Here is a 13608-nt window from a genome sequence, read left to right as displayed (position 1 = left end):
CTCATTATTCACCGACGCTGATCTTCAGGCCGGCGGCTATAGCAAAGGGTGTCAGGGTTACCGCCAGGGCGGTCAGGCTGCCAAGCCACAGGAGGTAACCGGTCGCCGGCATGCCCATGAGCGCGGCTTGCAACGCGCCGCTGCCCAGGATCAGTACCGGGATGTACAAAGGCAGAATCAACAGGGCCAGTAACAGGCCACCCCGCTTCAAGCCGACGGTCAACGCGGCACCCACCGCCCCCAACAGGCTGAGTACCGGGGTGCCGAGCAGCAGGCTCAGCAACAGGATCGGCAGGCATTCGCCGGGCAATCCCAGCATCATCGCCAGCAGTGGCGAGAGCAAGACTAGCGCCAGGCCGGAAAAAGCCCAGTGTGCCAGTACCTTGGCCAGGACCAGAAGTGGCAGGGGGTGCGACGAAAGGACCCACTGTTCGAGGGAACCGTCTTCGAAATCACTGCGAAACAGCCCGTCCAGCGAGAGCAGGACGGACAAAAGGGCCGCGACCCACACCAGTCCCGGAGACAAGGTTTGCAACAGTTTAGTCTCGGGGCCGACCGCCAACGGGAACAACGCAATCACGATGGCGAAGAACACTAGCGGGTTGGCCAGTTCGGCCGGGCGACGGCACAGCAAGCGGGCTTCGCGGGCGACCAACAGGGCAAACACACTCATACCGACCACCGCCCCAGGTCGAGGTCGCGGTAACCGACGGGCATGCGCGCCAGGGTGTGGTGGGTGGTGAGCACCACCTGGCCGCCCTGCTCGCAGTGCTGCGCCAGGTGCTGTTCCAATTGGATGACGCCTTGTTTGTCGAGGGCGGTGAAGGGTTCGTCGAGAATCCACAGCGGCGGGCCAGGCAGGTACAGGCGCGCCAGGGCCACGCGGCGCTGCTGGCCGGCGGACAGGGTGTGGCAGGGCACGTCTTCGAACCCCTTGAGGCCGACGGCGGCCAGGGCCTGCCAGATGGCGTCGCGGGTCGCAGGGTGATGCAGGGCGCTGAGCCAGCTGAGGTTTTCTTCGGCGGTAAGCACGTCCTTGATGCCGGCGGCGTGGCCGATCCAGATCAGGTTGCGTGCCAGTTCGGTGCGTTGTTCGTCGAGGGGCCTGCCGTTGAGTCGCACTTCACCGGCCGTAGGCTGCATCAGGCCGGCCAGCAAGCGCAGCAAACTGGTCTTGCCGCTGCCGTTGGGGCCGCTGATCTGCACCATGTCGCCGCCCGCCACACGCAGGTCGAGGTGCTCGAACAGCAGGCGCAGGTCGCGTTCACAGGAGAGCGCTACGGCTTCAAGAAGAGGGCTGGTCAAGAGATCGCGGGCCTTTACGGTTCAAGTCGGCGGTGCAGCGGCCGTTATAGAAAGAAGCACAATAACGGCTTTGGCGACCGATTTTAGAGAGCTGGATCAAATAGTTGTGAGGTTTTTACCGCTCTCTTTGCAGACGGGCGGCATTATACATGCGATGCCCTACGCTAAAGAGGGCTATTTCCCAGAGACGATGCGCACGATGACCGGCGAGATCAACCTTCCTACGCTTCCTCCCACCCCGGCAGCCGGGCAAAGCCCTGCGCCTGCGCCCGGGGCTCTGCTGAAACTGCTGGAGCCGCAGATCGGGCTGATCGACCCGGGCAAAACCGTGAATGCCGAGGTGCTCGCCCTGAAACAAGGCGGTGAGGCGTTTCAGCTGTTGCTCAAGCTGACCCTTGAAGGCGGCCGCCAGACGCTGGTGCAAGCCAGCAGCCCACAACCCTTGCCGTTGGGCAGCAATGTGGCCGTGAGCCAGACGCCCGCAGGCAACCTGGCCATCAGCCTGCAACAAGCCCTGAGCGCCAATGTTGCCGCCCTCACCCGTATCGATACGGCCAGGATGCCGGAAGGCACCCTGCTGCAGGCCAAGGTGCTGACCACCCAGGCCCTGCCCCAAGGCACCACGCAGCCGGCGATCTACCGTTCGTTGGTGAGCGTACTCAATAGCGCCATGGCCGGTGCGACCCTGACGCTGGAAAGCCCGCAACCGTTGCGCGTGGGCAGCTTGCTCAGCGCCGTGGTGCAGAACGCGCAAACCCTGAATTTTGTGCCGTTGAGCGGGCTCAAGGATCAACTGGCCGTCACCCAGCAATTGTCGACCCAGCAAAGTCGCCAGGGCTCCCTGGATGCGGTGTTCACGGCGTTGCAAAATCTGCCCCGCGGCGACAGCACCTCCGCCGACCTGCGCGCTGCCGCCGACCGTTTGCTGGCGGCCTTGCCCGACCTGGCACAGGTGAGCAATCCCAAGGTGCTGGCCCAGGTGATCCAGAACAGCGGCGCCTTTCTTGAAGCCAAGTTACTCGCCGGGCAAAACCCGCAGGTGCCACCGCTGGATATGAAGGGCGCGCTGCTGCGCCTGGTCGCCGACCTGCTGCCCGCCCTGCCCGCGAGCACCAACCTGAATGCCATTCTTGCCGCCAACACCCTGGCCCAGGTGCTGCCCAACTTCGTGCGCAGCCCATTGGGCACCCTCGGCCAGGTCGGCGCACGGCAGGCACCGGTCAGCTTCCCACTGCCGGAGCGGCTGATGGCGAAACTGGAGGGCGAAGGCGACCTGGAAAACCTGCTGCGCCTGGCCGCCGGGGCCATTTCCCGCTTGCAGAGCCACCAGCTGTCGAGCCTAGAGCAAACCGGCACCACCGCTGATGGCCGCCTGCAAACCACCTGGCAGTTGGAGATCCCCATGCGCACCCTGCAGGACATCGTGCCGTTGCAGGTCAAGTTCCAGCGCGAAGAGCCGGCGCCGGACAAGGACCAGCCCGAACGCAAGGATTCCAAGGAGCCCAAACAGATGCTCTGGCGCGTCGAACTGGCCTTCGACATGGAGCCCCTGGGGCCGTTGCAGGTCCAGGCGCAACTGACCCAGGGCAAGCTGTCCAGCCAACTGTGGGCAACCCGACCTTTCACCGCCAGCCTGATCGAAAGCCATTTGGGCAGCCTGCGCGAGCGCCTGGTGTCGTCGGGGCTGAATGTCGGCGACCTGGACTGCCACCTCGGCACCCCGCCACGCGGGCCGAAAACCGGACTGGAACAACGCTGGGTGGATGAAACCGCATGAACAACGCCAACCCGCCACGCCAGGCGATTGCCCTCAAGTACGACGGCCAGCAAGCGCCGACCCTGACCGCCAAGGGCGACGATGCCCTGGCCGAAGCCATCCTCAAGTTGGCGCGGGAAAATGAAGTGCCGATCTATGAAAATGCCGAGCTGGTGAAACTGCTGGCACGCATGGAACTGGGCGACAGTATCCCGGAGGAGTTGTACCGCACCATCGCCGAGATCATTGCGTTTGCCTGGACGTTGAAGGGCAAGTTCCCGGTGGGCTATGACCCGGATGCGCGGCCGGTGGAGCGGGATGTGACCGAGCGTGGCGACGATTACTGAATCGTCGCAGCGCCCCTCCCACATTTGGATTCGCGGTCAGTTGAGCAATTCGCTTAGCGGAATGAAATTGACCCGATCACCTACCTCCAGCGTCGTGCCTTCCAACACCTCCACAAACCCCTCCGCCCACGCCGCGCTGCGCAGCACGCCGGAGCTCTGGTTGCGGTAGATGATCGCCTTGCCCTGTTCGATGCGCCCGCGCAGATACTCGCGGCGGTTGCCCGGCTTGGGCCAGGTGAATCCCACCGGCACTTCGAAGCGCAGTGGCTCCACGTCTGCCACCCCTTGGCGGCGTAGCAAGTACGGGCGCGCCAACAGCGCAAAGGTCACCAGGGTCGAGGCCGGGTTGCCCGGCAGGCCGATCACTGGCACGCCACGGAAGTGGCCAAAGGTCAGGGGTTTGCCCGGCTTGATCGCCAGCTTCCATAACGCCAGCTCACCCTCCTCGCGCAGGGCGATACCCAGGAAATCCGCCTCGCCCACCGACACACCGCCCGTGGACAAAATCAGATCAACCGCGCTCAAGCCTGCCAGTCGGGAACGGGTCTGCTCCAGGTCATCCGGCAGGATGCCTGCGTCGATGACTTCGCACCCCATGCGCTCAAGCCAGGAACACAACACGCGGCGATTGCTGTTGTAGATCTGGCCCGGACCGAGGGGCAAACCGGGCTCGATCAGCTCATCGCCGGTGGACAACACCGCGACACGCGGGCGGCGGATCACGTCCAGCCGATCACGGCCAAGGGAAGCCGCCAGGCCCAGTTCGATCGGGCCCAGGCGTGTACCGGCCGCGAGCACCAACTCACCGACGGTGGTTTCCTGGCCTTGGGGGCGGATGTTCTGATTGAGCTGCAACGGTTCGCTGAAGCTCACGCGCTCATCGGCGTGGACCACGGCGTTTTCCTGCATTTCCACGCAGTCCGCGCCTTCCGGTACCGGCGCCCCGGTGAAGATGCGTGCGCAGGTACCGGCGGCCAGCGGCTGCGGTGCCTGGCCGGCAAAGATGCGCTGGCTGACGGGCAAGGGTTCACCGGTCCAATCCGCCAGGCGCACGGCGTAACCGTCCATGGCGCTGTTGGGCCAGGGCGGCAGGTCGAGGGTGGAGACCAGATCCTGGGCCAATACACGGCCGTCGCACTCGGCCAGGGGCAGCACGTGCTGATCGCGGATCGGCGCGGCTTCGGCCATCGCCAGCAGCTGTTGCAAGGCTTGTTCTACCGGCATCAGGGCGCCGGTCTTGCCGGGCTTACCCACGGGATTCACAGGGTTCGGCCAACTTCAGGTGCGGCACGAAGTTGCACGGCCGATGACGGTTATCCAGTTGTTCGGCGAGGATGCCATCCCAACCGGTGCGCACCGCATTGGTGGAGCCCGGCAGGCAGCACACCAGGGTACCGTTGGCCAGGCCGGCCAGGGCGCGGGATTGCACGGTGGAGGTGCCAATGTCGGCCACGGAGATCTGGCGGAACAGTTCGCCAAAGCCGTCGACTTGTTTGTCGAGCAGGCAGCCGACCGCTTCGGGGGTGCTGTCGCGGCCGGTGAAGCCGGTGCCGCCGGTGATCAACACCACTTGCACCACGTCTTCAGCGATCCAGTGGGCGACCTGGGCGCGGATCTTGTAGAGGTCGTCCTTGAGCAGCACGCGCTCGGCCAGGTGGTGGCCGGCGGCGGTGAGGCGGTCGACGAAGACCTGGCCCGAGGTGTCGGTGTCCAGGGTGCGGGTGTCGCTGACGGTCAATACCGCGATATTCAGGGGTACGAAGGGTGCATCGGCCTTGGCTTTCATGGCACGGTCCGGTTGTCGAAGGAACGGCCCGATGTTATATCACAGGCCCCTGTTCAGCTGCCTGCGCGGAACCCACATGCCACTCGATTCAATCCCCCTGCCCTGTTCGATCCTGCTGTTGGCCGGTGGCCGCGGCCAGCGCATGGGCGGCCAGGACAAAGGCCTGTTGGACTGGCACGGCCTGCCCTTGATCGCACATGTGCAGCGCCTGGTACGGCCACTGACCGATGACCTGATCATCTCGTGCAACCGCAACCAGGCGCAGTACGCCGCCTATGCCGACCAGTTGGTAAGCGACGACAGCCCGGACTTTCCCGGGCCATTGGCCGGTATCCGCGCGGGACTGGCCGCCGCGCGCCATGGGCACCTGCTGATCCTGCCATGCGATGTGCCCCATATCGACACTCGACTCCTCGCCGACCTGCGTGAAACCGCACAACGCCATCCCTTGTTGCCGGTGATGGTGCGCCACGGTGAATTCTGGGAACCTTTGATCTGCATCATCCCCATCGGCCTGCGAACCGAGGTAGAACAAGCCTGGCATGCCGGTGAACGCAGCCCGCGAAAGATCCTCCTGCAATTGGGCGGCGTGGGCGTGAAATGCCCAACCGATGACCCGCGCCTGGCCAACCTGAATACACCAGAGCTGTTGCGCCCAAGGTCTGACGTGTCAGAATGAACCTTCGCACAAGGAACTTTGGCGACGTCTCACACGTCACAAGGTCAGCAATCAAAAAGTATTCTCTTGGAGACAACACCCATGACTCAACGGACCATCGCCGCTCTCATGCTTGCACTGGGCCTGGCTACCCTCGCCGGTTGCGCCTCGCCGACAGTGATCACCCTGAATGACGGTCGCGAAATCCAGGCCGTCGACACCCCGAAATACAACGAAGATTCGGGTTTCTACGAATTCGAACAGCTTGATGGCAAGCGTACCCGCATCAACAAAGATCAGGTTCGCACCGTTAAAGACCTGTAAGTCTCAGCGCTTGCACACAAGGCCCGCCTCGCGCGGGCCTTGTCGTTTCCGGGGGTTACCAGTCGAGGGTGATGAGGCTGCGAAAACGACGTTCTTCACCAGTGACCGGGTCGATAAACCGCACGCCCTGGGCCAGCAGCTTGAGGGGATTGGCGTAATCATCGACCGCATCCTTGATCACGTCCGGATAGAACGGATCGTTGCAGATGCTCGCCCCCAGCGCGGTCATGTGCACACGCAGCTGGTGTTTCTTGCCGGTCACGGGAAACAGGCCGTAGCGCCATAAGTCGCCGTTCTTTTCCCGCACCTCCACCGCTGTTTCGGTGTTGCTGGCACCGGGGCCTTCCTGCATGCGGAAGAAAGGTTCGCCATCCACCAGGCGGCTTTTGTGTACCAACGGGAACGTCAGCCCAGGCAAAGCCGGGGCGATGGCCTCGTAGAATTTATCGATCCGACGCGTGGGAAACAGCTGCTGATAGGCCGAGCGGCTGGCCGGGTTGGCCGAGAACAGCACCAGCCCGGCGGTGTGTCGGTCGATGCGGTGCAGGGGCACCAGCGCCGGGTTGTCCAGGCGGCGAATCAGGCGGCGCAGCAGGGTTTGCTCGACGTACTCGCCGGCCGGGGTCACGGGCAGGAAGTGCGGTTTGTCCGCCACCACCAGGTGCTCGTCGGCGTAGAGGATGGTTTCCTGCACCGGGATGACTTTTTCGTTGGGGACTTCACGGAAGTAATAGATGCACAGGCCTTCCTTGTAGGCCAGGTCCAGGGGGATCGGGCTGCCAGTGACATCCAGCACCCGCCCGCGGGCGATGCGGTCCAGCCAGTGTTCGCGACTGATCGCCGCAAAGTGCTCGCACAGGCACTCCAGCACCGTCGCCCAGGGGCCAGGTGGCAGGTACAGGGTGCTGGCCTGGTGCTGGGACGCGGAAAAAGCGGATGTGGACATGCTCGAAGCCTTGAAAAAACAGGCGGGCATTATCCCGCATCAAGCGGGATGAAACCTAGGGCGGATCTCAGGCCTTGGCCAATTCCGCGCGCAGGACCGGTGACGCACTCGCCGCCTCGGTAAATTCCTTGAGCCAGCGCAGCACGTCCACCGCTTCCCAGCGGCCGGGATCGTACAGCGCGTACAACAGGCCCTGGTAACCCACCACATCGAGCTGCTTGTGATAACCGGCGCGCTGGAACAACGCCTCGATCTCGGCAAAGCAGGTATTGAAATGCACTTTGTTAAACGGCGTCTTGCCTTCCGTGACCAGGCCGTCGAGGCGCAGCTCGTTCACCGCGTCGCGCACGACATCGGCAGACATGCGATTGACGCTGCTTTTCAGTTGTTCAACATTCACCACGGGCGTTCCCTCTATTCAATCGCTGTACAAACATACAGTAACGTAATATTCGGAAACCCGCCATCGCATAAACGTCAGCGCAGGAAGGCGACAACCTGATCCGCATCGAAGGGCCAATCCAGTTCAGCCCCCGTGTCCACCCGCCGAAGCACCGGAATCCTTAGGCCGTAGGCGTCGGTCAGGTCGTCGGGGTCGGTGATATCAACCAACTCGACCAGCAACCCGCGTTCGACGAGCGGCATGATTTCGGCTTCGGCAATCTCACAAAGATGGCAACCCAGGGTGCCGAACAACTGGCATTCAGGAAGCATGGCGAATGGCCCTGATCAGTAAGTAGACGAGCATTCTAAGCCTGACAAAAACCTGTGGCGAGCGGGCTAGCCACAGGTACAGCGTTCGCTCTCCGGAAATCCGCCGGCCACAATAAACCCTGACCCAGATCACCATGGCCTATAACTGATTCAGCGATTCTCGCGGCTTTTTGCCCGCTCACCCTGCAACGGAGATGCTTGTGTTCGCCAACCTGCTGATCATTCTGGCCTCATCCCTGGTGGTGATTGCGCTGTTTCGCCGGCTGCAACTGCCACCCGTGCTGGGCTACCTGTGCGTGGGCCTGGCCGTAGGGCCCACGGCCCTCGACTGGGTGAATGACAGCGAAGAGCTGCCCGACCTCGCCGAACTGGGCGTGGTGTTCCTGCTGTTTTCCCTGGGCCTGGAGTTTTCCCTGACCAGGATGCTCGCCCTGCGCCGCGTGGTATTTGGCCTGGGCAGCTTGCAGGTGCTGGGGTGCAGCGTGCTGCTGGGGGCCTGTTGATGGCCTTTGGTGTGGCGCCGGGCATCGCCTTGTTGCTGGGTGCAGGTTTGGCGCTGTCGTCCACGGCGATCGTCAGCAAGGAACTGACCAGCCTCGGCGAAATCTTCAGCAGCCATGGCCAGAACGCGATCGGCGTGTTGCTGTTCCAGGATGTGGTGGCGGTGTTGCTGCTGACGCTGGTGCCAGTGTTCGCCGGCAGCAGCGAGCAGGCCTGGTACTAGGCGTTGCCGCTGACGCTGGGCAAAACCGTGGTGTTGTTCGTGGGCCTGTTGCTCGCCAGCCGCTGGTTACTGCCGCGCTTGTTTCATGAGGTCGCCGCTTCCCATTCGGCAGAGCTGTTTGTGCTGCTGGCGCTGGTGATCGTCTTGCTGACCGCCTGGCTCACGCATCTGCTGGGCCTCTCCCCTGCCCTCGGTGCCTTCCTGGCCGGCATGCTGCTGGGTGAAAGCCATTACCGCCATCAGATCGAAGCGGATATCCGCCCGTTTCGCGACATCCTGCTGGGGCTGTTTTTCGTCAGCATCGGCATGCTCATCGACCTGCAGTTGTTCGTCAGCCACAGCCTGTTGATCCTCGGCATGACTCTCACGCTGATGCTGATCAAGGGCGGAGTGGTGGCCGCGCTGGTCAAGCTGCGCGGCAGCGACAGTGAAACCGCCTGGCGCAGCGGCCTGGCCCTGGCCCAGGGCGGTGAGTTCTGTTTTGCCCTGATGGCGCAGATGCAACAGAGCCGGCTGATACCCGATGAGTTCAACGGTCTGTTGCTCGCCGCCACGTTCTGTTCGATGCTGCTGACCCCACTGCTGCTGCGCGCCGCGCCGGCGATTGCCCTGCGCCTGCACCGCAAGCCCAACCAACAGGTTCAACTTGAAGAAATTGCCGCCCTCAACGCCCAATTACACGGGCATGCGGTTATCTGCGGCTATGGCCGCGTCGGGCAATCCATCGGGCGCTTTCTGCGCAATGAGCAACAGGCGTTTATCGCCCTGGATGACGACCCGGAACGGGTCCAGGAAGCCGCCACCGAAGACAGCAGCGTGCATTACGGCGACTGTCGCCGTGGTGCCTTGCTCAGTGCCGTGGGCCTGGAACGGGCGTGCCTGGTGGTGATTGCCGTGGACAACAGTGAGGTGGCCCTGGCGGTGCTCAAGGAAGCCCGCCATATCAACCCCCACGTGCCGATCCTGGTGCGCACCCGCGATGACAGCCAACTGGCTGAGTTGAAAGCTGCGGGCGCCAGCGAAGTGGTGCCCGAGCTGCTGGAGTCGAGCCTGATGCTCGCCTCCCACGCATTGATCCTGCTGGGCCTGCCGGACCAACAGGTGCAGGCGCGGGTCGATGAAGTCCGGCACAACCGCTATCGCCTGCTGCACGGTTTCTACACGCACCCGAGCACCGACGAAGAGGCGCCGATCAATCCTGACTGACCGCACCGATCTTGTGTATCGACAGGTCTGCGCCGTAATACTCCTCTTCCTGGCTCAGGCGCAGCCCGTGTACGCGCTTGATCACGCCGTACACCAGCAGGCCGCCGCCGAGCGCGACGGCCACGCCGAGCCCCGTACCGATCAATTGGCTGATCAGGCTCACACCGCCCAATCCACCCAGCGCGGTCTGGCCAAAGATGCCGCAGGCAATCCCGCCCCATACACCGCACAGGCCATGCAGTGGCCACACCCCCAGCACGTCGTCGATCTTCCAGCGGTCCTGGGCAGCGATAAAGCACCACACAAACAGTCCGCCAGCGACGACACCGGTGACCAGCGCGCCCACCGGATGCATCAGGTCGGACCCGGCGCAGATCGCCACCAGCCCGGCCAACGGACCGTTATGCAGGAAGCCTGGGTCGTTGCGACCGATCACCAGGGCGGCGACGGTGCCACCGACCATGGCCATCAGCGAGTTCACCGCCACCAGGCCGCTGACGCCGTCCAGGGTTTGCGCGCTCATCACGTTAAAGCCGAACCAGCCGACAATCAGGATCCACGAGCCCAACGCCAGGAACGGAATGCTCGACGGCGCAAACGCCACCAGGCGCCCTTCGCGGTAGCGCCCATTGCGCGGGCCCAGCAGCAGCACCGCCGCCAGCGCCAGCCAGCCGCCCATGGCATGCACCACTACAGAGCCGGCAAAGTCATGGAAGCTGGCGCCGAACGTCTTGAGCAACCAGGCCTGCAGGCCGAAATTGCCGTTCCACACCATGCCTTCGAAAAACGGATAGATAAACGCCACGATCAACGCGGTGGCGCACAACTGCGGAGCGAACTTTGCACGCTCCGCAATACCGCCGGAGATGATCGCCGGGATCGCTGCCGCAAACGTCAGCAGGAAGAAGAACTTCACCAGGCCATAACCATGATCGGCGCTGATCACGGCCGCCGGTTGCATGAAGCTCACGCCGTAGGAGATCCAATAGCCTATAAAGAAATAGGCCAGGGTGGAGATGGCGAAGTCGCTGAGGATCTTCGACAGGGCGTTGACCTGGTTTTTCTGGCGCACCGTCCCGACTTCCAGAAACGCGAAGCCGGCGTGCATGGCCAGGACCATGACCGCACCGATCAGGATAAACAGGGTGTTGGAGCTGTGGACGAGGGTATCCACTGCACTTTGCAGATTTTCCATGGAGGTTGGCAGGCCTGCGTTAAAGGCAAAAAGCACCAAAGCGGTTCAAGCCAGGGATTGCGCGCACTAAATTGGCACCACCGGCACCGCCCCTCTTCAGAGGGCGTGAACCGCTTTAGGGCAGCGTTCAACACAACAGGCCGTTGCCGACAGGGTTTTTCCGCGAGTTTCAATTATTTAGGGTAAGGTTTTTCGAGACTTGAGCCCCGACCGCCCGGATTCAGCGCAAGCCCCGGGGCGTGCGCACCAAGGCAAAGCAAAAGCTGTACCAGACAATTGCACTGAACCTTCACCGATACCGGTGACTCGAAACCACACGTACCGATCAGCCAATCACGGAGATAACCATGGCCAGAAGAACTGCAAAGACTGCTCAAGAAATACTGATGGCGGATTTTCAAACCCTGGTCACTGACACCGAAAGGTTGCTGGACGACACCAAGGTGCTTGCGGGCGACCAGGCCGATGAGCTGCGCGCCAAGATTCATGACACGCTGCTACAGGCCCGCGAAACCCTCAAGCAGACCGAAGACTCCCTGCGCGAACGCGGCCAGGCGGCGGTCACCGCGACCGAAGATTACGTGCAGGCCAACCCTTGGCAGTCGGTAGGCATTGCCGCCGGCGTGGGCTTTCTGATCGGCCTTCTGGCTACAAGGCGCTAAATCATGTCTATCGGCGAAAGCAGCTCGTCCACGGGCTCAACTTCACGACGCCTGGGCGCGGCCGTTCTTGGTTTGCTGCACAGCCACGTCGAACTGTTTGGCATCGAATTGCAGGAGCAAAAGGCCCGTACCGTCAGCCTGCTGCTGTTTGCCGGCCTGGCGCTGGTGTTTGCCCTGTTGTTGCTGGTGGGGTTGTCGACGCTGGTGATGATCCTGGTATGGGACACCGGCTACCGCCTGACCGGGATCATCTGCCTCTGTGTGTTCTACAGCCTGGCCGCTGCCTTCTGCGGGGTGCGCTTGAAAGCGGCGGTGTTCGATGAATCCACGCCGTTCCACGCCACCCTCGAAGAGCTGGCCAATGATCGGGAGCGCCTGTTGCCATGAGCTCGAATGAAATCCAGCAAACCTCCCGCCGGGAAATGCGCAAGGCGTTGATCCGCTTGCGCATGGAGATGCACCGCCAGGAGATTCGCCACGAATCCCAACAATTGATGGTGCCGTTGAACAAGGTGCGCAACATGGGCCAAAGCTTTCAGGGTGGCCTGGGCATCAAGCACGCGCCACTGTGGGGTGTGGCCGCGGTGACGCTGATGGGGTTCTTGACCGGCAAAGGCGCCAAGGGCGGCGGTATCAGCAGCGTGACGCGCCTGGTGCGCCTCGGTGCCGGTCTGATCCCACTGATCAAACTGGCCATGCAGGGCAATTCACGCAAAGGTTGAGCCTGCTGGCTGCATTCTTGCTAACAGAATGGCCCGGTCCTCGTTTTCGAGGGCCGGGCCTTTTTTCGCCAATGCTTTTAAGGAGGCCCCGTGATTGACGGGCAACCGCTCGCCTGCTTCCAGCCGTTTATCGATACCGCCACCGGGCGCATTGCCGGCGTCGAGGCCTTGGGGCGCCTACGCCAGGCTGATGGCAGCCTGCTGACCGTTGGTCCGCTGTTCGCCGACCCACGCACGCCAGGCGCGACCTTGCGCCGTCTCGACCGGCAGATTCGCGACAATGCCTTGAGCCGCCTGCATGAAGCCCCGGAAGACTGGTTCCTGAGCCTGAATATCTCGCCGCGCTGGATCAACCAATTGCGTCCGGGCCAGGCGCTGCCGAGCCTCAAACAGATCCACAGCCATGGCGTCGACCCGCAGCGCATCGTGTTCGAGATCACCGAACTGGGCGGCGATATCCAGCGCCTGGCCGAGGTGGTGGCGCGCTATCGCGAGGCCGGTGCGCGCATCGCCATCGATGATTTCGGTGCCGGCTATTCCCAGCTTGACCGGGTACTGGCGCTGCAGCCGGACATCCTCAAGCTGGACATGCGCCTGTTCCAGCAAGCCGCCAGGGGCGGACCGAGCAGTGACGTCGTGCGGGCGCTGGCGCAGATGGCGGAAAAGACCGGCTGCTGGATCATTGCCGAAGGCGTGGAAACCGAGGCGCAGCTGAGCTTCGCCCTGGAATGCGGTTCGCGCTACGTGCAGGGCTATCTGTTTGCCCAGGCGCACTTGGACTGGTTCGCCACCGACGCCTTCGTGCCGCGCTTTGACCAACTGCGCGCGGCGTATGTCCAGCAGAAGCTGGCCGAACGCGGGCGCATCATGCAACTGCGCCAGCAATTGACCGAACTGATGAAAATCCTGCAATCCTGGGCACAGGCCCAAGCCCCGCTGGATCACTTGCCCCAACTGCCGGCCTTCCCCTGGCTGCTGCGCTTTTACCAGTGCGACCGGCATGGCACCCAGCTGACCCCCAACTTCGAATGGCGCCAGGACGCCTGGCAGGCCGACAGCCGCTACCTGGGCCACAACTGGTCATGGCGCCCGTACTTCTATCACCTGCTGGCCGAAGGTTGGGAGGAGCGTCGCCTGACGCTGTCCTCGACCTACCGCGACGCCACCACCAACCAGTACTGCCTCACCGCCGGACAATTCTTCGATAACGGTCAGCGCTTGCTGTTAATCGATATCGACGCGGCCGGGCTGTAGATTTTCGCT

At 63.0% G+C, this 13608-nt stretch carries 16 protein-coding genes and 1 pseudogene; 9 read left to right on the top strand and 8 right to left on the bottom strand.

Translation table 11 applies throughout. The features are described 5' to 3' along the window. Positions 1-4: 4 nt before the first annotated feature. Together ccmB and ccmA are read right to left on the bottom strand one after the other, a co-directional pair. Entirely contained in the window at positions 5-673 is a 669-nt protein-coding gene (gene ccmB / locus NIBR502773_RS24220; protein WP_065924458.1) for a heme exporter protein CcmB, read from the bottom strand. Continuing rightward, on the bottom strand, positions 670-1305 hold the full coding sequence (gene ccmA, locus NIBR502773_RS24215; RefSeq protein WP_141157135.1) for a cytochrome c biogenesis heme-transporting ATPase CcmA: 636 nt from the start codon (positions 1303-1305) through the stop codon (positions 670-672). The genes ccmB and ccmA overlap by 4 nt, the downstream gene beginning before the upstream one ends. 199 nt (positions 1306-1504) lie before the next feature. Here ccmA and NIBR502773_RS24210 point away from each other — a divergent pair, with 199 nt between their 5' ends. Continuing rightward, positions 1505-3082: a flagellar hook-length control protein FliK gene (locus NIBR502773_RS24210; RefSeq protein WP_141157134.1), complete on the top strand. Its 1578-nt coding sequence runs from the start codon at positions 1505-1507 to the stop codon at positions 3080-3082. Next, on the top strand, positions 3079-3408 hold the full coding sequence (locus NIBR502773_RS24205; protein WP_027607021.1) for an EscU/YscU/HrcU family type III secretion system export apparatus switch protein: 330 nt from the start codon (positions 3079-3081) through the stop codon (positions 3406-3408). Before NIBR502773_RS24210 ends, NIBR502773_RS24205 begins: the two co-directional genes overlap by 4 nt. A 36-nt stretch (positions 3409-3444) precedes the next feature. Here the strand turns inward: NIBR502773_RS24205 and glp are convergent, their stop codons facing one another. Then, entirely contained in the window at positions 3445-4671 is a 1227-nt protein-coding gene (gene glp, locus NIBR502773_RS24200) for a gephyrin-like molybdotransferase Glp (protein WP_141157133.1), read from the bottom strand. Then, positions 4655-5194, bottom strand: coding sequence for a molybdenum cofactor biosynthesis protein B (gene moaB, locus NIBR502773_RS24195; protein ID WP_027607019.1), 540 nt, complete (start codon positions 5192-5194; stop codon positions 4655-4657). The genes glp and moaB overlap by 17 nt, the downstream gene beginning before the upstream one ends. Before the next feature lie 76 nt (positions 5195-5270). Here moaB and mobA point away from each other — a divergent pair, with 76 nt between their 5' ends. Together mobA and NIBR502773_RS24185 are read left to right on the top strand one after the other, a co-directional pair. After that, entirely contained in the window at positions 5271-5873 is a 603-nt protein-coding gene (gene mobA, locus NIBR502773_RS24190; RefSeq protein ID WP_141157132.1) for a molybdenum cofactor guanylyltransferase MobA, read from the top strand. Between the two features lie 81 nt (positions 5874-5954). Next, positions 5955-6176, top strand: a complete 222-nt coding sequence (locus NIBR502773_RS24185) for a YgdI/YgdR family lipoprotein (RefSeq protein WP_010211805.1) — start codon at positions 5955-5957, stop codon at positions 6174-6176. A 55-nt stretch (positions 6177-6231) separates the two neighbouring features. Here NIBR502773_RS24185 and NIBR502773_RS24180 read toward each other — a convergent pair whose 3' ends face one another. The 3 genes from NIBR502773_RS24180 to NIBR502773_RS24170 form a co-directional block, all read right to left on the bottom strand. After that, positions 6232-7122 carry a pseudouridine synthase gene (locus NIBR502773_RS24180; RefSeq protein WP_141157131.1) on the bottom strand — a complete coding sequence of 297 codons (891 nt, stop codon included), beginning with the start codon at positions 7120-7122 and terminating at the stop codon, positions 6232-6234. 67 nt (positions 7123-7189) lie between these two features. Then, a complete protein-coding gene (locus NIBR502773_RS24175; RefSeq protein ID WP_003209087.1) occupies positions 7190-7525 on the bottom strand; it encodes a hypothetical protein in 336 nt (111 codons plus the stop codon). 74 nt (positions 7526-7599) lie between these two features. Then, on the bottom strand, positions 7600-7836 hold the full coding sequence (locus tag NIBR502773_RS24170; RefSeq protein ID WP_027607016.1) for a glutaredoxin family protein: 237 nt from the start codon (positions 7834-7836) through the stop codon (positions 7600-7602). 200 nt (positions 7837-8036) lie between these two features. Here NIBR502773_RS24170 and NIBR502773_RS24165 point away from each other — a divergent pair. Next, a pseudogene (locus NIBR502773_RS24165) lies at positions 8037-9766 on the top strand (cation:proton antiporter). Here NIBR502773_RS24165 and NIBR502773_RS24160 read toward each other — a convergent pair. Then, positions 9753-10961, bottom strand: a complete 1209-nt coding sequence (locus NIBR502773_RS24160) for an ammonium transporter (RefSeq protein ID WP_065940001.1) — start codon at positions 10959-10961, stop codon at positions 9753-9755. The pseudogene NIBR502773_RS24165 and the gene NIBR502773_RS24160 sit on opposite strands and share 14 nt — an antisense overlap. Before the next feature lie 347 nt (positions 10962-11308). On the opposite strand from NIBR502773_RS24160, the gene NIBR502773_RS24155 reads away from it, so the two are divergent. From NIBR502773_RS24155 to NIBR502773_RS24140, 4 genes are all read left to right on the top strand, one after another. Beyond that, positions 11309-11623 carry a YqjD family protein gene (locus tag NIBR502773_RS24155; protein WP_012723021.1) on the top strand — a complete coding sequence of 105 codons (315 nt, stop codon included), beginning with the start codon at positions 11309-11311 and terminating at the stop codon, positions 11621-11623. Between the two features lie 3 nt (positions 11624-11626). Beyond that, positions 11627-12010 (top strand): phage holin family protein, encoded by a 384-nt coding sequence (locus tag NIBR502773_RS24150; RefSeq protein WP_065939958.1) that lies wholly within the window; start codon positions 11627-11629, stop codon positions 12008-12010. Beyond that, positions 12007-12345, top strand: a complete 339-nt coding sequence (locus tag NIBR502773_RS24145) for a hypothetical protein (protein ID WP_141157130.1) — start codon at positions 12007-12009, stop codon at positions 12343-12345. The genes NIBR502773_RS24150 and NIBR502773_RS24145 overlap by 4 nt, the downstream gene beginning before the upstream one ends. 90 nt (positions 12346-12435) lie before the next feature. Then, positions 12436-13599: an EAL domain-containing protein gene (locus tag NIBR502773_RS24140; RefSeq protein ID WP_141157129.1), complete on the top strand. Its 1164-nt coding sequence runs from the start codon at positions 12436-12438 to the stop codon at positions 13597-13599. The last annotated feature ends 9 nt before the right edge of the window (positions 13600-13608 follow it).

The sequence above is a fragment of the Pseudomonas sp. NIBRBAC000502773 genome (assembly GCF_006517195.1).
GTDB classification, from domain to species: domain Bacteria; phylum Pseudomonadota; class Gammaproteobacteria; order Pseudomonadales; family Pseudomonadaceae; genus Aquipseudomonas; species Aquipseudomonas marginalis.
The sequence above is the reverse complement of the archived record's forward strand: the minus strand, read 5'-3'. Positions and strand labels throughout refer to the sequence as shown.